Genomic DNA, 23,019 nt, shown 5'->3' with positions numbered 1-23,019 from the left:
AGGCTCAGCGCTGGCTTGCCGCGGGATCGCGGTTCAAGCGACTGTTCTCTCGCTGGCCGAAATAACGCAAGATGAGCAATACGGCGGCGAACAAGCTGAGAACGACCGTGATAGAGACCAAAGACTGCCGAGGATGACGGCTCCAGGTCGCCGCCTGGTAATACAGCGTGGCCAGCCCGTAACCCAGGCCGGTGGTCCAGAGGGCGACGAATACGGTCCAGCCTCGGCCCGACTCCTGATAAATCGCCGCGATCGCGGCGGTACAGGGCAGATACAGCAGGATAAACAGCAGGTAAGCGAACGCTCCCGCGGTGCCGTCGAAGCGGCTGGCCATCGCGCCGAAGATACCGGTGGAGATTTCTTCCTTCTCGGCCAATGCCGCCTGATCGCTGACGTCGCCGATGTTCAGCCCCAACGGGTCGAGCCATGACGCAAACGCTTCGGCAAGATTGGCCGGAATCGTGGCGAAGGCGGCGCCGATGCTCGCCGTCAAGTTGAATGCCTCGCTCTCGTCCTTGGCCTCGCCGGTTTCGGCCAGCGCGGCATAAGCGGCATTCAGCGTCCCGACCACGGCTTCCTTGGCGAGTACGCCGGTAAAGATGCCTACCGCGGCCGGCCAGTTGTTTTCATTCAAACCCAACGGCGCGAAGACCGGCGAAATCTGGCGGCCGACCGTGGCCAATATCGATTTGTCGCTGTCTTCGTTACCGTAACTGCCGTCGGTGCCGATGGCGTTGAGCATATTCAGGACCAGCACCATCGGCACGATGACGCGGCCGGCGCGTAAGACGAACCCTTTGAGCTTGTCCCAGGTCAGGATGCCGATGCTCTTGAGAGTCGGCAAGTGGTAGGGCGGCAGTTCCATAATGAAAGGCGTGGCTTCGCCTTGCAGCAGGGTCGCCTTCAGGATCAGGCCGGTCAGCACAGCCACCACGATGCCGATCAAATATAAACCGAAGACGATGTTTTGCGCGCCCTCGGCGAAGAACGCGGCGGCGAACAGCACATAGACCGGCAGCCGCGCGCCGCAGGACATGAACGGCGCCATCGCGATGGTCATCAGCCGGTCGCGGCGGTGTTCCAGCGTACGCGTGGCCATAATCGCCGGTACGTTGCAGCCGAAGCCGACGATCAACGGGACGAACGATTTGCCGGGCAGGCCGATCCAGCGCATGAAGCGGTCCATTACGAACGCGGCGCGCGCCATATAGCCGGAGTCTTCCAGCACCGACAGAAACAGGAACAGAAAACCGATCACCGGAATGAAGGTCGCCACGACCTGCGCGCCGCCGCCGATGCCCTTGGCCAGCAGCAAGGTCAGCCACGCCGGCGTTCCGATATGGGTCAGCCAGATGCCGAAACCGTCCACGAACAGTGCTTGCGCGAACTGATCGAAAAAATCAATGAACGCGCCGCCGATTTTGATCGTGAACATGAACATCAGGTACATCACCAACAGAAAAATGGGAATGCCCAGCGCCCGGTTCAATACGATCCGGTCAATCTGGTTGGTCAGATCGCGGCTGATGCGGCCGCTGACGGTCATGACCTCGGCCGTAATGCGGTGGGCCAGACTGAAACGGGCATCGGCCATCATGATGTCGGTGTCTTCGTCCAACCCTTGGGACAGCGCCCGTATTTCCCCATGCAAGGCAGGATCCACGACGCCGAGCGCCAGATCGTCGCCTTCCAGCAGGCGCACGGCCAGCCAGCGCGACGAGATGCCCATGCTGGCCGCCGTTTCGGTCAGCCGGCCGGTCAACGAGGCGATGACCTGTTCCAGCGCCTGGTCGTAATGGACATCGACCGTGGCGGGGCCGGGCCGGCGAGCCGCGTCGATGATAGAAGACTTGAGCTCCGCGATGCCCCGGTTCTCCGAGGCGACTACCGGCACCACCGGGCAACCCAGATATTTCGCAAGGGCCGTGGCGTCTATTTTCCTGCCTTTGCTTTCGGCGACATCCACCATATTCAGCACCACCAGCATCGGCACTCGCATTTCCGCCAGTTGGCTGCTCAGGTACAGGCTGCGTTCCAGAACCGACGCATCCACGATATTGACGATCAGATCGGCCTCGTTACCATGCACATAGTCGCGCGCCAGCTTTTCATCCAGCGAGACTTCCTTATCGGCCACGTCCAGGGAATAGGTGCCGGGCAGGTCGACGACCTCGAAATGCGCTTCCTTGTACAAATATTCGCCGCTTTTTTTTTCGACGGTCACGCCGGGCCAATTGCCGACCCGTTGCCGTGCCCCGGTCAGGGCGTTGAACACGGTGGTTTTACCGCAATTGGGGTTGCCGACGAGAGCGATGGTGTAACGCGTCTTCATCAGAGTTTGTCGATGGTCAATGCATCGGCTTCGCCTTTGCGTAGCGAAAGCGAATAACCGCGGATCAGAATTTCGACCGGATCGCCCATTGGCGCGACCCGGATCAGGCTGATCTCGGTACCGGGCGTCAGGCCCATGGACAGGAGTTTGCGCCGGTAGGCCTTGCCGGTTTCGTTGAAGCCGAGCACTTTGGCGCGGTCGCCAATGGAGAGATCTTTCAATGTCATGGGGTTTCCTGAGGAGTTATCTGGTTGAACGTTTGAGTTTGGGCGGTGGGCGGCCGGCGCGGGTTTGGGTTTTGGACGGCATGCCGCCGCCCAGCAGCGCGCGCAGCAAGATGGCGATGGTGCTGCCGTTGTGCAGCATCGAGGCCTTGATCGGATTCAGCCAGCCGATGGCGGCCGCCGATAAAATGCCGGTATTGAGGCCCGCCGTCAGCTTGAAATTGCTGTCGATCAGCCTGGCTGTCGCCAGGGCCAAGGCGCGGGCATCGGCGACGCGGGCGATGTCGTCTTCCAGCAAGGTAATGTCGGCGGCTAGGCGGGCGATGTCGGCGCCACGATGCATCGCAATGCCGACGAGGGAGCCGCTCAGGGCCGGCGCATCGTTGACGCCGTCGCCGATAAAGGCGAGGCGGGCGCCTTGTCCGGCCAGCTCTTCCAGAATCTGTGCTTTTTCGTGCGGCAGTAGACCGGCGCGGAATTCGTCCAGGCCCAATTCTTCCGCCAGCAGGCGCGCGCGGTCGTGATGGTCGCCGGTCAGCATCAGAATGCGCTTGACGCCCAAGGTGCGCAAACGCGCTATCATGGCGGCGCTGTTGGGGCGGATGGTGTCGGTCAGGACCAGGACGCCGAGTAATTTGCCGCCGAAACCGATATACAGCAGGGTTTTTCCCTCGGCATGGATTTTATCGAGCACTTCGCGATATTCATCGATGGCAATGCCTTCGTCGTCTTCGATGAAATGCCGTGAGCCGACCACGATGCGTTGGCCGTCGATCACGCTGGCGACGCCGTGGGCGACGACGAACTCCACCTCCTGATGGTGGAAATGCTGGTGGCGGTCCAGGCTGTGCGCCGCTTCGACGACGGCCTGCGCCAGCGGATGGAAATAATGCTCCTCGACCGAAGCGGCCAGATTGATCAGATCTTCCGGCGTGTAGTCCCGGTTGAAGGTGATCGAATCGGTGACCTGCAAGGTTCCGCTGGTCAGGGTGCCGGTCTTGTCGAACACGAAAGTGTCGGCTTTGGCCAAACGTTCCAGGGCATTGGCGCCTTTGACCAGGATATTGCTTTGGCCGGCCCGGTACATCGCCGATTTGAACGCCACGGGGGTAGCCAGTTTCAATGCGCAGGAATAATCGGCCTGCAAGACCGCGGCGACCCGTTCACTGTCGCGTGAAATCAGCCAGGTTGCTGCCGCCAGCGCCAGGACCAGCGGTACGGTTTTGTCGGCCAGGCGCGAGGCTTCCAATTGGGTTTCGCTTTTGACGGTCAAGGATTGTTCGACCAAGTCGGCGATACGCGAAGCGGCGGCCTGGCGGCCGACCTGTTCGGCATAAATCCGGATGCGGCCTTCCTCGACCAAGGTGCCGGACAGCGCTTTATTGCCCCGCCGCCGTACCACCGGGACGCTTTCGCCAGTCATGGTGGCTTCGTTGACCAGTGCTTCGCCGCCCAGCACCGTGCCGTCGACCGGAATCACCGTGCCCGTGGCGGCGATCACGGTGTCGCCGACGATGACGTCTTGTGCTGCAACCAGGGTTTCGACACCGTCGCGTTCGACCCAGACTTCCCTGCTGCCGGGTTCCAGCAGGTGTTTCAATAAATCGTCCGAACGCCGGGCGATGGAGTGCTCCAGGTATTCGCCCAAGGCCAATAAAAACGACGTGGTGTTGGCGGCCAGATAATCGTGGCGGCCGATTGAAATGGCGACGGCCAGGGCTTCGAGCACATGCGAGGTAATGCCTTTTTCCAGAAAATCGTCGATGGCTTCGCCGAGCAGCGGCACCGCCGTGCCGAAGGCGACCGGCATTTGCAAAGCCGGCTGGAGATTGCGGCTGGCCAGTAAGGTCGCGCCGCTCATCGCCACCGCGCCCAGGCGGGCCGCATCGCTGGCCAGCACCTTACCGTTTGGCAAAGGATGGGCCGGCGGCGGCAAGGCGAGAAGGGCGGCGGCCAGCGTATCGGCGTCAGTCATGCCGGCTTCGTATTCGATGACCAGCGCACAAATGGCCGGATTGACCTTGACCGTTAGTACGCCCTTGATCGCTTCGACCGCGCGGCTGATTTGGCGCGGTTCGAATGACGTGGTTTTGCGGCAGCGATAGCGAAAACGCACCCGGCCGCGGTTGCGATGCACGGTCTCAAGCTTGGCGAACCAGGTCGCGGTCATTACTCGTCCCCGTGGCGTTCGGCGGCGACTTCGGCGCGAATGTCGGCCATTTGCTCCTTCAGTTCTTCGAAACCGCCGGCTACGCCGGCATAGGCCTTCATCACCGATTTGATCAGTTTGCCGCGGATTTCCTCGTCACTCAACACCCAGGCCGCACCGGCACCTAATAGCAGGCCCAACAGAAACTGGTCGGTGTGCTGTGACGAAAACAGGGATGACGTCTCACGCAAAAAATCGCGATTGAAACCGCCCGGGGCATAATTGTCGGAACCGTAGCCGTTCCCGGAATGCCGAAAGCCGCCGCCATACCCATAAGTCGATCCGTAACCGGGACCGTAAGCGGCTGCGTCATCGTGGTGGTTGTAACCGTGGCCGTGTGCTTCCGGCGGCATGCCCATGTCGGGCGCGTAACCGGGCTGCGGCCCGTAAACAGAGTGCGCTTGGCCATAGCCCGGGGGGTAGGCGCCCCAGGGCGCTTGGGCCGGGCCGAATCCTTCGCTTGGCCAAGGCTGGCCGTAGCCGTAATCGAAGCCTTCGCGGTTTCGTGTTTTGTGGTGTTTTTTACTCATCGCCGGCCTCCTTGGTTTCCACTTTATCGGTCAGCAGGTTCTCCAGCAACAACACGCCGGCCGCGCCGACGGCGACGGACAGCAGGGCACTGGTGTAATCGCCCTGGTGCAGTGATCGGGCCGCATGCGAACCGGCCGCCAGCGCCGTGCCGCCTTGCAGGCCGTGGCGCAGTACCCGCAAGTAATCGGCTTTAAAATCCGGATGGGCAACATCCTGGAATGCGGAAATGCAGGCCGAGGCGACAAAGCCCCTGGTAAAACTGCCGTCGCCGCGTGCTCCGACTGTGCCGGGGGCGTAGGGATAGTAGAGGTGTTTCATGAAGTTTACTCCTGGTCGGGTTCGATTTTTTCGTGTTTGCGCGAGGAAATCTTTTTCGTCGCCGCTTTTTCTTCGCTGGTTAATTTGGCGCGGGCTTTGACCGATGCGCTTTCGATGGCTTCAAGACTGTTGACGGTTGCGTCGCGCAGTTTGTCCTGAGCTTTTTCCAAAGTTGCCTGGGTGGATTTGCCGGCTTTTTTGAGCGTGTCCTGAGTCGATTTACTTTGAATCAGTTTAATGGCGACAATCCCTGTGACTACGCCGGCTGCAAAACGGATTAAATGGAACATATCAATTCTCCTGGTTTCTACGACTTAAGCGGTTGCGGTACAAATAAACGCCGGCGCCGCCCAGGGTGATACCGGCCAGCATGGCGGGGGTCGTACGGCGAAGCAGCGGGCTGAACAAGCCGAAGGAGCCCGCGTGCGGACTAAGCTGGACGAGGAGTTTTTCCAGGAGATCGGCCAACGGGCCGTGATGTTCGTAGGCCTGTTGCGGCGGAATGCCTTGAGCGGCATGGTAGTGTTCCTGTGCCAGGGCATCGGCGACGGCTTCTTGAAAAGCCGGCAGATGGTCGTTCAGCGAAGCGGCCTGCAAGCTTTGCATGACGCTGATGACGTGCGGATCGCCGACATGCGGCAACAAATCGTGATAAAGTCGAATATTGGCGATTTCACCGACCACGGCGCGCTCGCAGTTGGCCCGCCAGGTCGGTTCGATTTCGGTTTCCTGCGGAAACGGATCCAACGGGCGGGGAATGCCTAAACGTTCGCATTGCCGGGAGAGCGCCTCAACATGGCGTTGTTCGGCGCGCACGATGTTGGCGAACGGCGGCCGCGGGCCGAAGGCTTCGACCACCCGGCCATAGAATGCGCGCGCCGCATACTCGTCGTACAGCGCGATACGTACCGCCTGATGCAGCAGCGGAAACGGTGCGTTGGGGTTTAGCCTGCGGGAACGCAGGATCGCTTCGTCATAATTGGGCATGAATGATCTCCTGATAAGTGTCGCGCAGGATGTGTTCCAGGATCAGCGCAGCGGCCGATGAATCGCCGGCAATGAAATCTTTCCAGGCTTGGTCGGGGATTACCCGGGGGTCGTATTCGATCAGGCAGGAACGCGCCAACGGATTGATGCGTACCGAGCGCACGCCGGGCGTTTGTTCGATCAGGGCTTGGAATTGTCCGGTATCGTCCGGATCGGGTAGCGGCAGTTCCTTGGGATAAGCCTGAAGGCGCAGTCGGATACGGCCCCGGATATGGTGGGCGATATTGACCCGGTCGAGATAGCCGCGCAGTTGTTCAAAGGTAGGCATAAATTCGCTTCCTGGAAAAAATCGGTTGGCTGGCGGCGGCTTGCCAGCGGTATAAGTGTTTTACGAACTCCGGCAGGCGGCTTAAACTACGGCATCCTGCTTGTGTTTTCGAAAGTGAGGCATCGGTGCCCGTACGATTTAAATCGCCAACATCTGTTGTCTTGCGGCATGGGTAACCTTGTTCGGGGGTGACGGCTTGAGTATATGCCCGCCGATAGGCATTGGCAACCCAAGGTTTTGCTAAAGATTTGCCTGTATCCTTCATTACTGTCTCGCCGCAAGAATAATCTTGCGCATGCGTTCGCTATCGAACCGACGGTCGAAAAAGTCGGCGCGGCCGCTCGCTGCCCGAACCTTCGCGGGTACGCACATTTGACAGAACCGTTTCTGGAAAATCCAATCCTTCATTCGGGCGGCGATTATTTCGAGAATGTCCTGATATACAATACCAACTGCCAGATTTGCTCCTCGGTCAACTCATTCTTGTGGCCGCGCATGGCGGTGTAGCGCGGCCGTCGCCCGGGCCGTTTGAGCGTTTCCCGGCTGTGGCCGGGGGTCAATTCATAAAGCCCCGAGCCATTTTCAACGATCCAGAATAACTGGCCGTCGGGCAAAGACTCCATGAGGGCTTTGCAGGTGAAGTCCGTCGGCGGCGGCTGCAAATGTTTGCCGATCGGCCCCTGGCCGTCGCCGTACAGCCCGTGGCAGTTCGCGCACGAGACAGGCGCGGCGTCACTTTCATACAGCCGCTTTCCTTTTTCGATATTGCCGGGCGTCCGTGCCAAAGGGTTTGGTTTCAGGTAATAGGACTGGGGCGCCTGGGGCGTTTCACGCGTTGGCGGGCATCTCCAAAGGTTCGGATGATTCTCCGCTGTGCCGGAAGAAGAATGTGCCGATTCCTCCTCCATCATCGTCCTCGTGCAGCCGGCGATCAGCATTAACGCTGTCAAGGCCCAATACGGCCGGAATCTTGTCGAAGTTATGTTTATCATACAGGGCACCCAGACTTCCTCAGAAAGTGACGCCATACCGAAACCCGCCTACGATGTTGTCGTTTAATGCGGGATCGGTACCCGGATTAATGTAATACTGGAGAACCGGCTGAAGGCTGAGCCATGGCGTTATCTGCGCCCGATAGGTCAGTTCCAGGGCTATTTCGGCATCCTTGACGGAGCCGCCGGCGCTTTTCAGCGCACGCTCGTACTTGTCGCCGTTGATTCCCACCGTTACGCCCAGTCCGAGCACGTCATCGTCCCGGCTTGGGAACAGGCCGGTATAGACTAAGCCTGCGCCATAGAAAGTTCCGATCTGGTTAACGTCTTCGTCGGCGCTGCCGATGCGTAAGAAACCGCTGAGTCCCTGATCGACCGTATCCGGTTCATTAAAGATCACGCCTTCGACAAAGCCATAGATCCCGTAAGAGCCCTCTCGGCGCACAGGATCGCCGTTCGGCCGGGTATCGGCCAGGTCGTCGAAATCGGCAGTATACAACCACGAGCCCACGCCGAAGCGCAGGAAGTCGAATGCATGAGGCTGATAATCGAGTTCGCTCATGATCAGCAGACCGTCTCCTTTCTTTAATCCGATCCGTGTGCCGCGGGGATGGTCGGGATCGCCCGGAGCGCCGTCCAGAACCGTCGCCCGCAGGGTGATTTCCTCGGTAATATTGGCGCGGACTCTGACGCCGAGCGAAGTTACCGGAAAGATCGACGGACCATTCAGCCCGGTTTCGGACAGGTCCAGGCCCGTGCCGAACGCCCCGTTGAGAAAAACATCGGCGGTTCCCTTCGCATCGAACTCGGAATCGACGGCGTAGAGTCCCGCCAGAATGCCGATCCGGTCGTTAAAGAACGTTTGTTCGTACCAGGCTTCGAAGAGTTTGAAGGTATCGTTGGCCGCCAGGTTGCTCGGAGCGGCGATGCTGCCGGTCGCCTCGCCCGGGTCTCTTCCGTGGGTGCCGATCGCCATGATATACAGGGAACCGCCGGTCAAACCCGCTAACTTGTCCATGTCCGCCGTAAGCGATGCCTCCAGCAGGTTCGCATAGCGGACATCGGCGCTTACGCCTCGAGAGTTGGCCAATAAGTCGCCGGTATTGGCAATGCCGATGTTGATCCCGTTTTCGAGTAAAGTCGATCGCACACCGCCCCAATCACCTGTCAAGGCGCTTTCACTTTCAAAAGATTCCGGTTGTTCCGAAGTTTCCTTTGCTTTGGGTTCGCTTTCGCCGGGCTCGGTAGGGGAAGCCAGTACCGTTCCTTCAGTGCCGGCAGGAAGATAAGCGATCCACATGATAGCGATCAATATCTTATTGTTCCAACTTGAAATCTTTTGTTTTCGATTCATCGTCGATCCTGCACCCTGGAAAGTCATGGCTTCGGCCGTCCTTGCTGAACGAGCCGGTCCGGCTTTTTTTTAAAGCCATCAAATCACTGAACAAGTTGCGAGACGCAGGTGGATTCAGTTCGCAAGCGATGTGAGTCGATTTCCAGTAAACGCCCTTCGTCCATTTTTACGACCCGATCGGCGACATCGAAATAGTGCTCGTCGTGAGTGACGGCGAGCACGGTTTTGCCCTGCGCTTTCAGTAGCGGCAGCAACTCGGTGTAAAAGCGGCGGCGATAGCCGGGATCCTGGTCGGCGGCCCATTCGTCCAGCACCATGACCGGCCGGTCTTCCAGGATCGCTGCCAATAGCGCCAGGCGCTTGCGCTGGCCTTGCGACAGGCGGCTATCCTGCAGCCGGCCGTCTCCGACCTTGACCTTGTGAGTCAGCTCCAGGCGTTCCAGCCAATAAGCGATCTCTTCCGGGGCGGGATCGCTTCCGTCCGGCCCGAGCAGGCGGTGAAACAAATGGAAGTCGGAAAACACCGTGGAAAACAGCCGGCGATAGGCCGGACGATCCGGCTCGGTCAAGGCGGAGCCGTTCCACAGAATGGTTCCGGCCTGGGCAGGGTACAAGCCGGTCAACAGGCGGGTAAAGGTGGTTTTGCCGCTGCCGTTGCCGCCGATCAGGAACACGATTTCGCCTGCCTTCAGCGTCAAGTCGAGCGGGCCGACCTCGAAACGGTTGCTGCCTTCTGTTTCCGGATAGCGGTAGCGCACGCCCTGGAAAGTCAGGGCTTGCCAGTTCGACGTCAAATTTCGGGGCAGGTCGGAAAAGTCGGGGCGGTATTCCGGCAATTGCAGGCTGTTGAGCTTATCCAGCGCCACGCTGCCGCCGATCAGGCTGGGAATCGCGGCAATCAGCCCGGTCAGCGACGTGCGCAGAAACAGGATCGTCAGCGAGTAGGTCGTCGCTACCGCGTGGTCTGCCCAGCCGGCGCCGTGCGCCAGGAAAAACACCAGGCCGATCGACCCCAGAATCATCATGTTGGCCCAATTTTCGTTAAAGCCGTTGAAGATATCGGCGGCGGTCTCGCGGTCGCGGCTGGCGGCGGCATGCGGTTCGAATTCGTCCCGATAGAACCGTTCCGCGCGTTGGCGGTTCAGCGCCAATTCCTTGCGGCCCAGCAAGGCGGCCTGGTAGTCCTCGTAGAGTGAATCCTCGATAGCGCGGGCGGCATCGATGCGGGCGTGGGTTTGCCGCATCAGCAGCCAGCCGACCATCACGGTCAGCAGCATCCAGCCGGCGGTGGCGGCGAACAGCGGCTGCGACAGCCAGGCGAGATAGGCGAAGCCGCCCAGGTTCAGGACCAGCCCGTAAACCGCCGACGGCAGACTGATGAATGCGGAAGTCAGGTGGCTGGTATCGCTGTTCAGACTGGCCAGCAGGCGCGGCGGGCCGAGCCGTTCCAGCCGCTCCAGATCGGTATCGAGGATGCGTTTCACCAGCGTACGGCGCAATTGGTAAACCAGGCGGTGGCCGAGCGTGGTCATGCAAATCTGCGAGGCGGTGCCGATTACGAATACGGCCGCCAGCAACCCGCCGAACAGCATCAGGGTAGAGCTCAATTCGTTCTGCGGATGCAGCATGCGCTCGTTGGTGAAAGCGATCACCCCTACCGATAACCCGGCACTGGCGATACTCAGAGCGAGCACCGATAGTAGCGCCCAGCGGAAGCGGTTGAACAGTAAGCGGAGCAAGGTCATGGGACGATTTTGTGCGCGATAGTCAATGTCGGGTGTTGGCGGCCGGAAGGATCGTTGGCTTGCCTATTTTTCTGGCCGCTTCTGCGGCCAATGCCGAGAATTCGGCGAATTGTTCGAGGTTCAGGCGCAACGACAGATTGGGCAAGAGCAGGTGGACGACACCGCACTCATGGCACATCAATATTTTTCCGGCGGCGTTGCTGGCGAGGTCTTCATGGCTGCAGGGCTTGTTAGACATGGTCAAATTCTCCGGACAGTTAGGATGGATAAGTCGATTCGGATAGCGTACTGACGGCTTTCGAGCCATGCCTCGCCGTGGCCAGCTTCGATTTGGCAAGCGACAGCAACATCTTCCAGACGATCTGCTTCGAATTCAGATCCAGGCAGCGGAAGTCGGCGACGTGGATATGTCCACTCGCTAACAAAGAGGCTAGAAAGTTCGGTTCGATTTCCAGTCTTACGGTTGCCGGCGTGCTAAACAAAGAGGGAAAGAATTTCATGGTGAGCTCCGGTTATTCGTTTATACAAATGATAATCATTCTCAATATCTATTTGCAACAAATTTATTATTTTTCTGTGGATAGATGCTCTTGTTGTTAGAGCATTTTCGTTTCGGATACACGGCTCTTTCAGGCAAACACGCCATTCCGGCACTCTCCGCATTCATGTCCTTCATAATGAAAACGCTTTCGGAAAAAGAGAGATGAGATCGTCCGACGAATCGAGTTTTCGCGGTTATGAAACGCTTGGGCAAAGAAAAGACGGTTTTTATTGAACAGACTTTTGGAGTTCACCTAAACATCTGTAAATAAAAAAGTAGAAAAGGTTGACAAAAATCAGGATTAACAGCAAAATAAGAATCGTTCTCATTTAGAATTGCGTTAGTTATCGCTTTTGGGCCAGACGCCCTCTGAATAGGACTATCTATGAGCCATCAATCTGAATAAGGTAATTCAATGAATAAGAAAACTTCAAAACACCCTGGTTTTACTTTGGTTAAATCCTTGGTAGCCGTTATTGCGGCGCTGTCGCTGGCGCAAACGGATTTGGCCGTGGCTGGCAAAGTAATAAAAAAAGAGCAAGAGTTCGAATGGGGCAACATGTCCAAATTGAAAAAGGGCTCGAGAACTTTCAGCAATCCGACGCCAATTAAGATCAATGACGAATGCGCCGATCCCGACGAACCGGAATGTGCGGCGTTACTGGATAAGTACAGTGCCGATGATGCGCCGGCAGTGCAGGTGACCCCTGCGACGCCTTATGCGTCGATTATCGAAGTCCCGGAATCGGCTTTTCCGAAAGGCGCTAAGATCACCGATATCAATGTCGTGATTAAAGACATTCATCACGCTTATCTGAATGATGTGGACATGCTGCTGGTGGCTCCCGATGGCCGCTGGGTCATGCTGGCCTCCAACGTCAGCGCGGCCGGCGCGACGGAGGACGGCGGGGTCTTGGGTGTCACGGCAGCGGGTTTGAACTGGAAGTTCGACGACTCCGCCACATTGCCGCTGCCGCGTTCGGTATTGGATAACGGTCGTTTGAGCGGTAGAGAAACGAATCGTGATGGAACCCCGAATCCCCTGTATAACATCATATACAACGAATGGGTCGGCGTCTGGACTGACACGTCTTTGAGAACTTTTAAGCCGACCGATTACGACAATAATCCTGATAGCGATCATTTTCCTAATTTCTCTACTGAGATTTTAGACACCACGACCGCATTCAACACGGCGACCAATTCGGTGTCATTGACGCCAGGCACCGTTTTGAGAACCGTGGTCGCCGATGATCCCACCACCCACAAAAAAGTGCTGAATGGCCCGACTTTGAGCAGTCTGAACGGCATGTCGCCGACCGGACAATGGCGCTTGGTCGTCGTCGACGATTTCTACTGGTTCGACGGCGAAATCAAAGGCGGCTGGAGTCTGGAAATTACGGCTAAAAAATAAACATCCGCAATCCGCGGCGCGTGGCAAGCCCGGGTTTGCCGCGCCCGTTCAACCGGATGCTGTCACCCAATATTCCATCCCAATGAAATCAGTTGAATCGCTCGGCAAGCCCGTCAGTTCGATTAAAAATCGGCCGATCTTCTGGTGGCTGGCCGGCATGCTCGCCATTCTATCGGGTCTATGGCTGAAGTCGAGCGGTGCGCGCGATGAAACGCTTGAGTTGGCCGGGCTGATTCAACCCGTCGAGGTTTACCGGGACCGCTTTGATGTGCCGCACGTGTATGCGCAAAGCGCCGACGATGCCTATTTCGCTTTAGGTTATCTGCATGCTCGGGAAAGATTATGGCAAATGGAGTTGAGCCGTCGCGCCGGATCCGGCCGGCTGGCGGAACTGTTCGGCGCCGATGCCCTGGAGCAGGACCGTTTCATGCGCACCTTGGGATTGCGCCGCGCCGCCGAGGCCAACTGGGCGCGGCTCGATCCCGCCACTCAAGCCAGCTTGCAGGCCTACGCCAAAGGCGTCAACGCCGGCATCGCGCAGAGCCGCTGGTTGCCGGTCGAATTTTACCTGGCCGGCGCGCCGCGGCCGGAGCCCTGGCGGCCGGTGGATTCTCTGACCTGGTTGAAAATCATGGCCTGGCGCCTGTCCGGCAACTGGTGGGAGGAACTGCTCAATCTGCGCCTGCAAAGTCGGTTGCCGGCTGTGCAATTGGCCGACCTGTTTCCGCCGTATCCCGGCGATGCGCCGCAAACCTTGCCTGATGTTTCGAAATGGTATGCGCCGGTCGCTGCGCAGGCAGACCGCTTGCTGGCGCAGCATCGGGACGAAGCCGACAAAAGCGTCGGTTCCAATAACTGGGCGGTTGACGGCAGCCGCAGCGTCAGCGGTAAACCGCTGCTGGCCAACGATCCGCATCTGCCGTTGACCGCGCCGTCGACCTGGTACTTTGCCCATTTGCATGCGCCGGGTTTGAACGTGATCGGTGCCGGTTTACCCGGCGTGCCCGGCATTTTATTGGGCCGTAACGAACAAGTCGCCTGGGCGTTTACCAATACCAACCCCGATAGCCAGGATGTATTCGTCGAGCGCCTGGTGCCCGGCAATCCTGCGCATTATCGGACGCCGGCCGGCGAGGCGGCGTTTACCGAATTTACCGAAACCTTGCGCGTCAAGGGTGCGCCGGATGAACGCTTGACTGTCCGGGCCAGCCGGCACGGACCGCTCATTTCCACAGCCGACGCCGACGCCCGGCTGGCGACGCCGCCGGGCACGGCGCTGGCGCTGAGCTGGGTCGGCTTGCGCGCCGACGACATGACCGTCCGTTTCATGCTGAACGCCGGCCGCGCGCAAAACGCGGAGCAACTGAAAGCGGCGGCGCGCGATTTTCACTCCCCGCAGCAGAACATCGTCTATGCGGATGCCGAAGGACGCATCGGTTTTATCGCCGCCGGCAGAGTGCCTCTGCGTGCCCAAGGCAATGAACTCCGCGGCGCGTTGCCTGCGCCGGGCTGGCTGGCTCAATACGACTGGCAGGGGATGATTCCCTTCGAGCAACTGCCGCAACAAAGCGGCGGCAGCGGCGGCAAAATCGTCACCGCCAACCAAAAAATCACCCCCGAGGATTATCCTCATTTCATTACCTCGGGCTGGGCGTTGCCGTATCGGGCCGAGCGCATTTCGGACTTGCTCGATCGACGGGCGCGTCACGATGTCCGCTCATTTGCGGCCTTGCAGAACGATGTGTTTAACCCGGTCGCCGCCGAACTGATGCCGTTACTGTTGAACGTGGATGTTGAGGATGAATCGAGCCGGCAAGTATTGCGCAGTATGCGCGATTGGGACTACCGGATGGCGGCGGATGCCGCGCAGCCTTTGATATTCGCCGCTTGGCTGCGCCATTTGAACGGCATTCTGCTGCAAGACAAATTGGGCCAATTTTACGAGCTGGTCGGCGATTACAACCCGGCGTTTCTCGCCCGCGTGCTCAATAACCGCGACGGCAGCGCCGGGCGCTGGTGCCGAAGCGGTGCTGCGGCGCCGACGCCTTGCGCTGGCGAAATCCGCCAGGCTTTACAGGACGCCGTCGCCGAACTGCGCCGGCATTACGGCGACGAGCCGGCGCAATGGCGCTGGGGCAGGGCGCATGTCAGCGTGTTTGCCAATCAGCCGCTCGGCAGGCTGCCCGGATTGGGGCGGTTCTTCAATGTCGAAGCCGAAAGCGCCGGCGGCATGGATACCGTCAACGTCAGCGGCTACCGTTACGACGAGCAAACGGGCCGTTACCTGGGAGAGTCCGGGCCGGCATTTCGAGCGATTTACGATCTGGCCGAGCCGGACAACTCGGTCTTTATCCTGGGTACCGGCCAATCCGGCCGGCCTTGGTCGCCCCACTACCGCGACATGACTTCGGCGTGGGCGGAAGGCGGTTATCTGCCGTTGACGACCGGGCGTGACACCATCGAACGCGACGCGGTGGCGCATCAACATTGGCTACCCGAATGAGCGCGCCATCTTTTATTAATTTAATCACAGGAAACAGTCATGAACGATCGTCTTGACCTGGCCGGCATCGGCATCGGGCCTTTTAATCTCAGCCTGGCCGCGTTGCTGTCGAAGGTGCCGCACTGCCGGGCGCGTTTCTTCGAGCGTCGGAACAGCTTCAATTGGCATCCTGGGATGATGCTGCCCGGTACGCAGATGCAGACTTCCTATTTGAAGGACCTGGTGACTCCGATCGATCCGAGCAACTCCTATGGTTTTTTGTCCTATTTGGTAAAAAAAGGCCGCTTTTACCGTTTTATCAATGCCGAATATCCACGAGTGCGGCGGATCGAGTTTGCCGACTATCTGCGTTGGGCCGCAGAACAGTTGCCGAGCCTCAGTTTCGGCACGGCGGTCGATTCGGTGGCATTCGATACGCACGGTTTCGATTTGCGGGGCGAGGGGGTGGCTAATGTGCATAGCCGTCACCTGGTTGTCGCCACTGGGATGAAACTGAATATTCCCGCCTGGGTCGAGCGTTACGTCGGCGATAACTGCCTGCATAGCCACCATTATGTCGGGTCGGAGTTTTCGGTGGCCGGGAAGCGCGTCGCGATCATCGGCGGAGGCCAGAGCGGAGCGGAAATCTTTCTGGATTTAATGGCCGGAAACCGGGGCCGGGCCGAAAAAATCGTCTGGCTCAGCAGACGGCAGAATCTGGATCCGCTCGATGAAACCGCCTTTATCAACGAATACTTTACGCCCCATTATGTGCGCAATTTCCACCGCTTGCCGGAAGCCAGAAAACCGCCGATCGTCAGTTCCCATAAATTGACCGGCGACGGAGTTTCGCCGGCCACCTTGCAAGCCTTGTCGCAGTATCTTTACGACAGCGATTTTCTCGACTGCGACACCACGCCTTACGCGATCCTGCCGAATCGCGAGGTGCATCTGATGAGCGGCGGTAAAAATGCGTTCCATTTGTACATGCGCAACGGTTTCAACCATACCGACGAAAGCGTGGTTGTCGACAAAATCATCCTGGCGACCGGTTACCGTTACCAGCTTCCCGAATGCTTGATGCCGCTGCGCGGCCGGCTCGATCTGGACGCTGACGGTCTTCCCCGTTTGACCGAGGATTACCGCGTGCCTTGGGACGGTCCCGCCGAGCACCGCATCTATATGCAGAACGCGGGCCGGAACAGCCACGGCGTGGCCGATGCCCAGCTTAGCCTGGCCGCCTGGCGCTCGGCGATCATCATCAATAGCCTGATGGAGGAGGCGATTTACGATGTCGACCCCTGCCCATCGCCGCTGCAATGGGGTGAAGATTACCCGGCCAAGACTCAGACCGGATCGGAAAACCAGGATACGGCTACCTTATTGCGAGTGGGGCGAGTTTGAAGCATCGGCCGGGCCGAATTTCTGCGCCAGTTCTTTAGGGCGCGCCCGGTGTGGGCCGAGCGCGTACTAGAAAAACCGGTTTCCCGGTTTTAGCTGGCAAGGATGCCGGCTAATATTTGGCGGCCTTTCGGTTCGCCAAGCATTGGGGCCGGCAAGGCGTTCGCGCCGTGCCGGCCGGTTAATTTCAGGGATGCTGTAATTTTAAATATTGAGGAAGAGGAAAAATGATGTCGAAAAATAAAATATTATTCTTGGCCGCCAACGTATTGATGATGGCGGCGTTTGCCTGCCGGGCCGAAACGATCGTGGTCAAAGGGCAGGGGATCAGCTTTGCGCCCAGCGTGATTAAAGCGCAGGTGGGCGACATCATCGCTTTTAAGGAAATGACCGGGCATTTTGTCGATCCGGTGGCCAACCTGTGGCCGGAAGGCGCGGAACCGATGCATTCCCAAATGGGCGCGGACTATAACTATGAAGTCAAGAAAGAAGGCTTGTATGTTTTCAAATGCCCGCCTCACTGGGGTGCGCGGATGGGCGCCGTCATGCTGGTAGGCAATCCCGCCGATTTGTCGTCGACGCTTGACAAATATTTCAGCATTGCCGAGACCGAGGCCGACGCTAAGCCTGCCAAGGGATTGTTGAAAAAATTCAAGGAAACTTTAGCGAAATAATCCGGGATTGGGACCGGGATAATGTCGGAGCACGCGCGAAAGACCGGCATTAGCTTCGGAGAAAGAGATTAGGTCAAGCAGGCAGGGGTCGCCGATGGCACGATCCGGCGCCCTGCCTTACATTCCTCGGGATTCTGGCGCAACTTGACCGGCGCTTCCGTGATGAGGGAGGAACAGATCATTATGATCTCCAACAGACTCCCCATCTTGGCTTGCCGACGCTTGCCAACCGTAAGCGCATGGTGGAAGACCGGGGCGATTTCATCAGCTTGCAGCACATCATGGTCATGATGTTTAAGGAAGACGACGGCAAACCGGCACAACCGATGGCGCTGAAACACTGGCGCCAGGATTGGCAATATCAAATGGAAGGCTATAACAGCCACACCGTCTTGCCGACGGGCTGGGTGCAAGAGGAAGAAAATCGCAAAGTCCATCTTGTCCGGGACGGGCAGGAGAATTTCTCCCGCCGTTATCTGGCAAAAGAACAGGGGCTGAACCGCTATGAACGCATCAAGCGTTTTGATTTTAGCGCCGGTGATGATTACTGGACTAGAGCATTTTCACTTGGGGTATATGGCCTTCGTAAGGAAAACACGTCATTCCGGCAGAGCCTGTCCCGATCGGGGACTACCAGACGACTGCACCCGTAGGGTACGCTGTGCGTACCATCTAATGTCGAAAGGTACGCACTCGGCAACTGCTCCATGCGTTGCCCTAACTCCTGCATCCCTGCAGTCGAGCGCGTACCCTACGGGACTGGCTGGACTTAACGGCAGGGTACCCTTCAGAAGGTGAGGGCCTTCCTACACGCGGCATGAAAATGCTCTAAGACCGGCGCCTATTGGGAAATGGTTCGCAAGGAATGGAAACGGATCATAGCCGATAGCCAGCCGCTGGTTCTGGTGCAGGAAGTCGACGACACGCCGCTGTTCATGTCCTTGTTTGACGGCGCCGAAATTTACATGGCGCATCATGGCGATAGCGACGGGACGTGCGCGGAAATAGCCAGGATAATCGGTAAATATCTGAAGCCGACGGTGCAACGGTGAGCTTGGGATTTGCGCATTAAGGATTTTTACCGGCTCGCTTGAAACCGGGCCCTTGAGCTTAACCAAAGCGGGCCGATAATATTTTTTGCCAAAGAGCATCGTTTTCTATAAAATATAAAATAAGAATGATTCTTATTACTATTTATAATATTTTTAGATTGTTTTGGAGTTTGCCGTAGCATGAACCTAATTGTATTAAATCAGACGCTTCCGAACGGAAGCCACATCACCCGCGTCGCGCTCGAGGGCTATGTATCTACCCGGGATACCCAACGATGAAACAATTGAATCCGTCCCGCAGCATATTGATGTGTCTGGACAACCGTGTCGGCTACGAGTGTCTGAAGTTCCTGTTGAATGATCCGGAAACCAAAGTGTGCGGTGCCGTGGTGCACCCGCGAGCGACCGCGCTCTTTGGTGACGAGATTCTTGCGGCGTGCGAAGCCGCGGGCGTACCGGCCTTCGAATTCCAACGCGCCCGCGAGCACTTCGACGAGATCATTCGGCCGCTCGAGCCCGACTACGTCTCGTGTTTTTACTTCGACTACGTGCTCGACGAGCGCTTCTTGAGCCTCCCTAAGATCGACACGATCAACGTTCATCCCGGTTACCTGCCGTACAACAAGGGCTTCTTTTACTACGTCTGGTCGGTGCTCGACGGAACGCCGGCCGGAGTCAGCGTGCATCGCATGAACTCGGCCGCCGACGCGGGCGATCTGTATGCTCAGGCCCTCGTCGAAGTGACGCCCGAGGACACGGGCGATACCCTCTACCGCAAGCACGAGGACGCGGCGATTCAGCTCTTTCGAGCCACTTGGCCGAGCATTGTCGACGGTACCTATCGCAGCCACCCCCAACGTCACCCCGGCACGCGGCACAAGCTCAACGAGATGTCGGAACTTCTCCGTCTCGATCCGGACGAGCGCCTGCGCACCCGCGATCTGATCGATCGCTTGCGCGTCTGCACCGTGCCCGGGAGGTCCGGGTGCATCGTCGACATCGATGGCGAAAGCTTTCAGGTGGAGTTGCAGCTGAAGCCTGTCCCGTGCGGTTTCGTCCCCTCTCCGCCCGGTAAACGGGACTGAGGGTGAGCATGACGACGACAGAGCCGCGCATCGCGTTCGCGACGGGGGGCGACGCCGGGGTTCATCATCCCCCTCGCGAGCACGATGAGATTCCGTACCGGCTCGCGGCCGCGGTGGAGGGTTTTCAGCGTTCCAGGGCCGCAGCCGTCGCTAGGCAGCTTCCCGCGCGGCGCGCGACGCTTGAGGAAATCGCGCGGGCACATTCCCCCGCGTACATCGAAATGCTGCTCGCGACGCGTACGTCGAGCGGTTGGCTCGACCCGGATACGTACTACACGCCGGGCTCGCTCGACGTAGCGCTCGCGGCGAGCGGGGCTGGGCTCGCGATCACGGACGCCTTGCTGGACGACGCCTGCGATCAGGCCGTGGGACTCTGGCGCCCTCCGGGGCACCACGCCTGCACTGATCAGGCGATGGGCTTTTGCATCCTGAATAACGTTGCCATCGCCGCGCATCACGCCCTCGCACGGGGAGCCAGCCGGGTACTGGTGGTCGATTGGGACGTTCACCACGGCAACGGCACGCAGCAGATCTTCGAGAGCGACCCACGTGTGCTCTTCATATCGATCCATCAAGGGCGCCCGCAGTATCCGGAGACAGGCCTCCCCAATGAAACGGGTGCCGGCGAGGGTCGCGGTTTCACCGTCAATATCCCTCTCTCGGTTGGCGCCGGAAGATCGGCATACCGCGAGGCGTTTCAACGTCTCGTGCTCCCCATTGCCGATCAGTACGCGCCGACCATCACCTTCGTGAGCGCTGGCTACGACGCGCACGAGCGCGATCCACTTGGGGGGATGTGTCTGCGATCGGAGGACTACGGGGAGTTGACGAGACTTCTGATCGGTGCGCTCGGAGGACCGCATGCGGCGCGTATCGGGTTCTTCTTGGAGGGAGGCTACAACCGTCAAGGAATCACCGAATCGGTCTGCAGCACAGCCGATGCGCTCCTCGGCGGGGCCACGGAAAGAGAAATACCTGAAGCCATTGGGTCCGCGCCAAGCGGCCATAGCGGACCAGGAGGAGCGAAATCCATGCTTAGCCCTCGCCACGCCTTCGAATTGGATGCGGCGGTCGAAGCACAGTCCCGCTACTGGCGGATTGGGTAACGGCAGGCGAGGTATCCAGAATTCGGAGTATGTATGGATGCCGAATCAGGGTTACCCTGCCGTCACGTACTTTTGGTGGGGGAAAGTTTGGCAAGGAATTCGATTTTCCGCACAAGCGGGCCGCGATGATGATGCTATCGCGGAAAGCCTTTTTCGATCAATTTTGTATTTAGGAAAACTGATGAGTATCGATAGCGAAGATGCGATTTTTCAAGTAGTCGTCAACGACGAAGAGCAATATTCGATCTGGCCGGATTACAAAGCCGTGCCGGGCGGCTGGCGCACGGTCGGCAAGTCGGGTGTGAAGAAGGACTGTTTGGCCTACATCGAAGAGGTGTGGACCGACATGCGACCGCTCAGCCTGCGCAAATTCATGGAAGATCAGGCCCAGTAGAGGAAAGGCGTGCGCTTGCTCTGTTTTCCCTATGCCGGGGCCAGTGCGATGGTTTACCAGCGCTGGCGGCGCCAGGCCCCGTACTGGCTGGACATCAAGCCGGTCGAATTGCCGGGGCGCGGCGCGCGTTTGCTTGAACCGTTGGCCGAGGATTGGGATGCTCTGATCGGAACCCTGGTCGGTGAGATCGCCGGCGATATCTGCCGGCCTTATGCCTTGTTCGGTCATAGTTTCGGCGCGCTGGTCGCTTTCGAAATCGCCCACGCCGTGCGCGAGCGCGGTTTGGCGATGCCCGGCGCGTTGATCGTTTCCGGCACCCACGCGCCGAGCCGGCGCGACAACCGGCGTTTCGAACGGCTTGAAAGCGACGACGAGTTGAAATCGGAAATGCGGCGTTTGAACGGTACCGACGCCGCGGTATTCGGCAGCGATGAATTGATGGCGTTGACGCTGCCGGTGTTGCGCGCCGATTTTCGCCTGTGCGGCCGCTATCGGCGCAACGAGCGTCCGCCGCTGGCACTGCCGGTGCATGTGCTGGCCGGAGTCGCCGACGAAACCACGCCGGCCACGCTGGAAGCATGGCGGCTTGAAACGACGGGCGACTTCACGCTGGATTATTTCGACGGCGACCACTTTTTCATCCAAAGCGTCGAGGAACCGGTATTGGCAACCCTATGCCGCTACCTGGCACGTGCGTAGGCCGCCGATCCAAACAAGACCATCCCAGCGGATTTTCCGGAGTTTGCCCTGGGGAAACCTTGATACTCGTCTCTCAACGTCTCTTCGTGGATCAAGGTTTTTCTTCAGGGCAAACCCCAGAAATTTCGGTTTTTAAACAGACAACGAACCTCAGCCCATGAATGCCGATAGCCGAATGTTGATGACTGAAAACCTGACCGCCGGCGGCGCTTTGCCGCTGTTGGTCAAGCCGGCCGCGCCCGGTGTCGCCCTGTCGGAAGTAGCCGCCGAATTACGCGCATTGACCGAACGTCATTTGTTGCGCTGCGGCGGCCTGTTGTTTCGCGGTTTTGCGGTGGCCGGTCCTGCCGAATTCAAAACCTTCGCCGCGGGTTTCGGCCATCCGCTGCTGAGTTACGAGTTCGGCTCGACGCCGCGCACCCGGGTGGAAGAGGGCGTTTACACCTCGACCGAATACCCGCCGCACCAGTCCATTCCGTTGCATAACGAACAGGCTTATACCCGCGAATGGCCGATGAAAATCTGGTTTTATAGCGCCTTGGTGGCCGAGCGCGGCGGCGAAACGCCGATCGCCGGCAGCCGGGAAATCTACCGCCGCATCGATCCGGCGATCCGCCGCCGCTTCGAAGCGCAGGGCCTGATGTACGTGCGCAACTTCGGCAACGGCCTGGACGTGCCGTGGGCGCAAGTATTCAACACGGAAGATCCGTCCGTCGTCGAACGCTATTGCCGCGCCCACGATATTGACTGCGAATGGAAGGAAGACGGCGAACTGCGTACTCGGCAAATCTGCCAGGCGACCGCGCGGCATCCGGTGACCGGCGACTGGGTCTGGTTCAATCAGGCGCATCTGTTTCACGTTTCCAATCTGGAGCCGGACGTGCGCGAAGCCTTGCTGGACGTGGTCGAGCCGGAGGATTTGCCGCGCAACGTCTACTACGGCGACGGCAGCCCGATCGAGGACGGCATTCTGAATGAAATTCGCGGCGTGCTCGACGAATTGACTATTAGTTTTCCGTGGCAAACCGGCGACATCATGATGTTGGACAACATGTTGGCCGCCCACGCCCGTTCGCCGTTCAGCGGTCCGCGCAAGGTTGTTGTGGCGATGGCCGAACCCTATTCGCAAACTCTTTCCGCATAAATATTCC

25 protein-coding genes are annotated in these 23,019 nt (G+C 58.8%); 10 read left to right on the top strand and 15 right to left on the bottom strand.

Translation table 11 applies throughout. From position 1 onward, the window contains the following. Positions 1-4 precede the first annotated feature (4 nt). The 14 genes from feoB to CC94_RS0118745 form a co-directional block, all read right to left on the bottom strand. Positions 5-2,332 (bottom strand): Fe(2+) transporter permease subunit FeoB, encoded by a 2,328-nt coding sequence (gene feoB, locus CC94_RS0118810; protein ID WP_005372438.1) that lies wholly within the window; start codon positions 2,330-2,332, stop codon positions 5-7. Next, positions 2,332-2,559: a FeoA family protein gene (locus CC94_RS0118805; RefSeq protein WP_005372436.1), complete on the bottom strand. Its 228-nt coding sequence runs from the start codon at positions 2,557-2,559 to the stop codon at positions 2,332-2,334. The genes feoB and CC94_RS0118805 overlap by 1 nt, the downstream gene beginning before the upstream one ends. A gap of 16 nt (positions 2,560-2,575) precedes the next feature. Further along, entirely contained in the window at positions 2,576-4,726 is a 2,151-nt protein-coding gene (locus tag CC94_RS0118800) for a heavy metal translocating P-type ATPase (protein WP_031431794.1), read from the bottom strand. Next, on the bottom strand, positions 4,726-5,295 hold the full coding sequence (locus CC94_RS24385) for a hypothetical protein (protein WP_215731691.1): 570 nt from the start codon (positions 5,293-5,295) through the stop codon (positions 4,726-4,728). The genes CC94_RS0118800 and CC94_RS24385 overlap by 1 nt, the downstream gene beginning before the upstream one ends. Continuing rightward, positions 5,288-5,614, bottom strand: coding sequence for a hypothetical protein (locus CC94_RS0118790; RefSeq protein ID WP_005372431.1), 327 nt, complete (start codon positions 5,612-5,614; stop codon positions 5,288-5,290). The genes CC94_RS24385 and CC94_RS0118790 overlap by 8 nt, the downstream gene beginning before the upstream one ends. A gap of 5 nt (positions 5,615-5,619) precedes the next feature. Next, the gene (locus CC94_RS0118785; RefSeq protein ID WP_005372429.1) at positions 5,620-5,904 is read right to left on the bottom strand and encodes a hypothetical protein; all 285 of its coding nucleotides are present in this window, start codon (positions 5,902-5,904) and stop codon (positions 5,620-5,622) included. Between the two features lies 1 nt (position 5,905). Continuing rightward, positions 5,906-6,601: a ferritin-like domain-containing protein gene (locus CC94_RS0118780; RefSeq protein ID WP_031431791.1), complete on the bottom strand. Its 696-nt coding sequence runs from the start codon at positions 6,599-6,601 to the stop codon at positions 5,906-5,908. Next, entirely contained in the window at positions 6,588-6,929 is a 342-nt protein-coding gene (locus tag CC94_RS0118775) for a heavy-metal-associated domain-containing protein (RefSeq protein ID WP_031431790.1), read from the bottom strand. Before CC94_RS0118775 ends, CC94_RS0118780 begins: the two co-directional genes overlap by 14 nt. Continuing rightward, complete coding sequence (locus tag CC94_RS23895) at positions 6,916-7,194, bottom strand: hypothetical protein (protein WP_157203477.1); 279 nt, start codon at positions 7,192-7,194, stop codon at positions 6,916-6,918. Before CC94_RS23895 ends, CC94_RS0118775 begins: the two co-directional genes overlap by 14 nt. Before the next feature lie 154 nt (positions 7,195-7,348). After that, positions 7,349-7,867 (bottom strand): c-type cytochrome, encoded by a 519-nt coding sequence (locus CC94_RS0118765; RefSeq protein WP_051911545.1) that lies wholly within the window; start codon positions 7,865-7,867, stop codon positions 7,349-7,351. A gap of 73 nt (positions 7,868-7,940) precedes the next feature. Then, entirely contained in the window at positions 7,941-9,275 is a 1,335-nt protein-coding gene (locus CC94_RS0118760; RefSeq protein WP_005372421.1) for a carbohydrate porin, read from the bottom strand. A gap of 83 nt (positions 9,276-9,358) precedes the next feature. Then, on the bottom strand, positions 9,359-11,020 hold the full coding sequence (locus CC94_RS0118755) for a multidrug ABC transporter permease/ATP-binding protein (protein ID WP_031431788.1): 1,662 nt from the start codon (positions 11,018-11,020) through the stop codon (positions 9,359-9,361). A gap of 22 nt (positions 11,021-11,042) precedes the next feature. After that, complete coding sequence (locus CC94_RS0118750) at positions 11,043-11,258, bottom strand: hypothetical protein (protein WP_036304140.1); 216 nt, start codon at positions 11,256-11,258, stop codon at positions 11,043-11,045. Positions 11,259-11,277: 19 nt separating this feature from the next. After that, on the bottom strand, positions 11,278-11,520 hold the full coding sequence (locus tag CC94_RS0118745) for a hypothetical protein (protein ID WP_005372417.1): 243 nt from the start codon (positions 11,518-11,520) through the stop codon (positions 11,278-11,280). Between the two features lie 456 nt (positions 11,521-11,976). Here CC94_RS0118745 and CC94_RS0118740 point away from each other — a divergent pair, with 456 nt between their 5' ends. The 5 genes from CC94_RS0118740 (at position 11,977) to CC94_RS0118720 (ending at position 18,185) form a co-directional block, all read left to right on the top strand. After that, positions 11,977-12,975: a hypothetical protein gene (locus CC94_RS0118740; protein WP_005372414.1), complete on the top strand. Its 999-nt coding sequence runs from the start codon at positions 11,977-11,979 to the stop codon at positions 12,973-12,975. Positions 12,976-13,057: 82 nt separating this feature from the next. After that, positions 13,058-15,478 carry a penicillin acylase family protein gene (locus CC94_RS0118735; RefSeq protein ID WP_031431786.1) on the top strand — a complete coding sequence of 807 codons (2,421 nt, stop codon included), beginning with the start codon at positions 13,058-13,060 and terminating at the stop codon, positions 15,476-15,478. Between the two features lie 39 nt (positions 15,479-15,517). After that, positions 15,518-16,861 carry a lysine N(6)-hydroxylase/L-ornithine N(5)-oxygenase family protein gene (locus tag CC94_RS0118730; protein WP_036304138.1) on the top strand — a complete coding sequence of 448 codons (1,344 nt, stop codon included), beginning with the start codon at positions 15,518-15,520 and terminating at the stop codon, positions 16,859-16,861. Positions 16,862-17,088: 227 nt separating this feature from the next. Continuing rightward, on the top strand, positions 17,089-17,532 hold the full coding sequence (locus CC94_RS0118725; RefSeq protein WP_169740977.1) for a plastocyanin/azurin family copper-binding protein: 444 nt from the start codon (positions 17,089-17,091) through the stop codon (positions 17,530-17,532). A gap of 212 nt (positions 17,533-17,744) precedes the next feature. Beyond that, positions 17,745-18,185 carry a hypothetical protein gene (locus tag CC94_RS0118720; protein ID WP_157203476.1) on the top strand — a complete coding sequence of 147 codons (441 nt, stop codon included), beginning with the start codon at positions 17,745-17,747 and terminating at the stop codon, positions 18,183-18,185. Between the two features lie 153 nt (positions 18,186-18,338). Here the strand turns inward: CC94_RS0118720 and CC94_RS24160 are convergent, their stop codons facing one another. After that, positions 18,339-18,683, bottom strand: coding sequence for a hypothetical protein (locus CC94_RS24160; RefSeq protein ID WP_169740976.1), 345 nt, complete (start codon positions 18,681-18,683; stop codon positions 18,339-18,341). 176 nt (positions 18,684-18,859) lie between these two features. Between CC94_RS24160 and CC94_RS0118710 the strand changes: the two genes are divergently transcribed. The 5 genes from CC94_RS0118710 (at position 18,860) to CC94_RS0118690 (ending at position 23,012) form a co-directional block, all read left to right on the top strand. Beyond that, positions 18,860-19,669 (top strand): formyltransferase family protein, encoded by an 810-nt coding sequence (locus CC94_RS0118710; RefSeq protein ID WP_005372404.1) that lies wholly within the window; start codon positions 18,860-18,862, stop codon positions 19,667-19,669. Between the two features lie 8 nt (positions 19,670-19,677). After that, positions 19,678-20,775, top strand: coding sequence for a histone deacetylase family protein (locus CC94_RS0118705; protein WP_005372402.1), 1,098 nt, complete (start codon positions 19,678-19,680; stop codon positions 20,773-20,775). A 181-nt stretch (positions 20,776-20,956) separates the two neighbouring features. Further along, positions 20,957-21,169, top strand: a complete 213-nt coding sequence (locus CC94_RS0118700) for an MbtH family protein (protein WP_005372399.1) — start codon at positions 20,957-20,959, stop codon at positions 21,167-21,169. A gap of 9 nt (positions 21,170-21,178) precedes the next feature. Further along, positions 21,179-21,868 carry a thioesterase II family protein gene (locus CC94_RS0118695; protein WP_005372397.1) on the top strand — a complete coding sequence of 230 codons (690 nt, stop codon included), beginning with the start codon at positions 21,179-21,181 and terminating at the stop codon, positions 21,866-21,868. A 175-nt stretch (positions 21,869-22,043) separates the two neighbouring features. Then, entirely contained in the window at positions 22,044-23,012 is a 969-nt protein-coding gene (locus tag CC94_RS0118690; protein ID WP_245549349.1) for a TauD/TfdA family dioxygenase, read from the top strand. Positions 23,013-23,019: the final 7 nt, after the last annotated feature.

Origin of the sequence: Methylomicrobium agile (assembly GCF_000733855.1) — a bacterium.
Classification (GTDB): domain Bacteria; phylum Pseudomonadota; class Gammaproteobacteria; order Methylococcales; family Methylomonadaceae; genus Methylomicrobium; species Methylomicrobium agile.
This window is presented reverse-complemented; position numbering and strand designations above follow the sequence as displayed.

What these genes read in the sequence shown, in the direction of transcription:
- feoB (WP_005372438.1), bottom strand. Translation starts at nt 2,332, where the DNA reads ATGAAGACGCGTTACACCATCGCTCTCGTCGGCAACCCCAATTGCGGT.
- CC94_RS0118805 (WP_005372436.1), bottom strand. Translation starts at nt 2,559, where the DNA reads ATGACATTGAAAGATCTCTCCATTGGCGACCGCGCCAAAGTGCTCGGC.
- CC94_RS0118800 (WP_031431794.1), bottom strand. Translation starts at nt 4,726, where the DNA reads ATGACCGCGACCTGGTTCGCCAAGCTTGAGACCGTGCATCGCAACCGC.
- CC94_RS24385 (WP_215731691.1), bottom strand. Translation starts at nt 5,295, where the DNA reads ATGAGTAAAAAACACCACAAAACACGAAACCGCGAAGGCTTCGATTAC.
- CC94_RS0118790 (WP_005372431.1), bottom strand. Translation starts at nt 5,614, where the DNA reads ATGAAACACCTCTACTATCCCTACGCCCCCGGCACAGTCGGAGCACGC.
- CC94_RS0118785 (WP_005372429.1), bottom strand. Translation starts at nt 5,904, where the DNA reads ATGTTCCATTTAATCCGTTTTGCAGCCGGCGTAGTCACAGGGATTGTC.
- CC94_RS0118780 (WP_031431791.1), bottom strand. Translation starts at nt 6,601, where the DNA reads ATGCCCAATTATGACGAAGCGATCCTGCGTTCCCGCAGGCTAAACCCC.
- CC94_RS0118775 (WP_031431790.1), bottom strand. Translation starts at nt 6,929, where the DNA reads ATGCCTACCTTTGAACAACTGCGCGGCTATCTCGACCGGGTCAATATC.
- CC94_RS23895 (WP_157203477.1), bottom strand. Translation starts at nt 7,194, where the DNA reads ATGAAGGATACAGGCAAATCTTTAGCAAAACCTTGGGTTGCCAATGCC.
- CC94_RS0118765 (WP_051911545.1), bottom strand. Translation starts at nt 7,867, where the DNA reads ATGCTGATCGCCGGCTGCACGAGGACGATGATGGAGGAGGAATCGGCA.
- CC94_RS0118760 (WP_005372421.1), bottom strand. Translation starts at nt 9,275, where the DNA reads ATGAATCGAAAACAAAAGATTTCAAGTTGGAACAATAAGATATTGATC.
- CC94_RS0118755 (WP_031431788.1), bottom strand. Translation starts at nt 11,020, where the DNA reads ATGACCTTGCTCCGCTTACTGTTCAACCGCTTCCGCTGGGCGCTACTA.
- CC94_RS0118750 (WP_036304140.1), bottom strand. Translation starts at nt 11,258, where the DNA reads ATGTCTAACAAGCCCTGCAGCCATGAAGACCTCGCCAGCAACGCCGCC.
- CC94_RS0118745 (WP_005372417.1), bottom strand. Translation starts at nt 11,520, where the DNA reads ATGAAATTCTTTCCCTCTTTGTTTAGCACGCCGGCAACCGTAAGACTG.
- CC94_RS0118740 (WP_005372414.1), top strand. Translation starts at nt 11,977, where the DNA reads ATGAATAAGAAAACTTCAAAACACCCTGGTTTTACTTTGGTTAAATCC.
- CC94_RS0118735 (WP_031431786.1), top strand. Translation starts at nt 13,058, where the DNA reads ATGAAATCAGTTGAATCGCTCGGCAAGCCCGTCAGTTCGATTAAAAAT.
- CC94_RS0118730 (WP_036304138.1), top strand. Translation starts at nt 15,518, where the DNA reads ATGAACGATCGTCTTGACCTGGCCGGCATCGGCATCGGGCCTTTTAAT.
- CC94_RS0118725 (WP_169740977.1), top strand. Translation starts at nt 17,089, where the DNA reads ATGTCGAAAAATAAAATATTATTCTTGGCCGCCAACGTATTGATGATG.
- CC94_RS24160 (WP_169740976.1), bottom strand. Translation starts at nt 18,683, where the DNA reads ATGCTCTTTGGCAAAAAATATTATCGGCCCGCTTTGGTTAAGCTCAAG.
- CC94_RS0118710 (WP_005372404.1), top strand. Translation starts at nt 18,860, where the DNA reads ATGAAACAATTGAATCCGTCCCGCAGCATATTGATGTGTCTGGACAAC.
- CC94_RS0118705 (WP_005372402.1), top strand. Translation starts at nt 19,678, where the DNA reads ATGACGACGACAGAGCCGCGCATCGCGTTCGCGACGGGGGGCGACGCC.
- CC94_RS0118700 (WP_005372399.1), top strand. Translation starts at nt 20,957, where the DNA reads ATGAGTATCGATAGCGAAGATGCGATTTTTCAAGTAGTCGTCAACGAC.
- CC94_RS0118690 (WP_245549349.1), top strand. Translation starts at nt 22,044, where the DNA reads ATGTTGATGACTGAAAACCTGACCGCCGGCGGCGCTTTGCCGCTGTTG.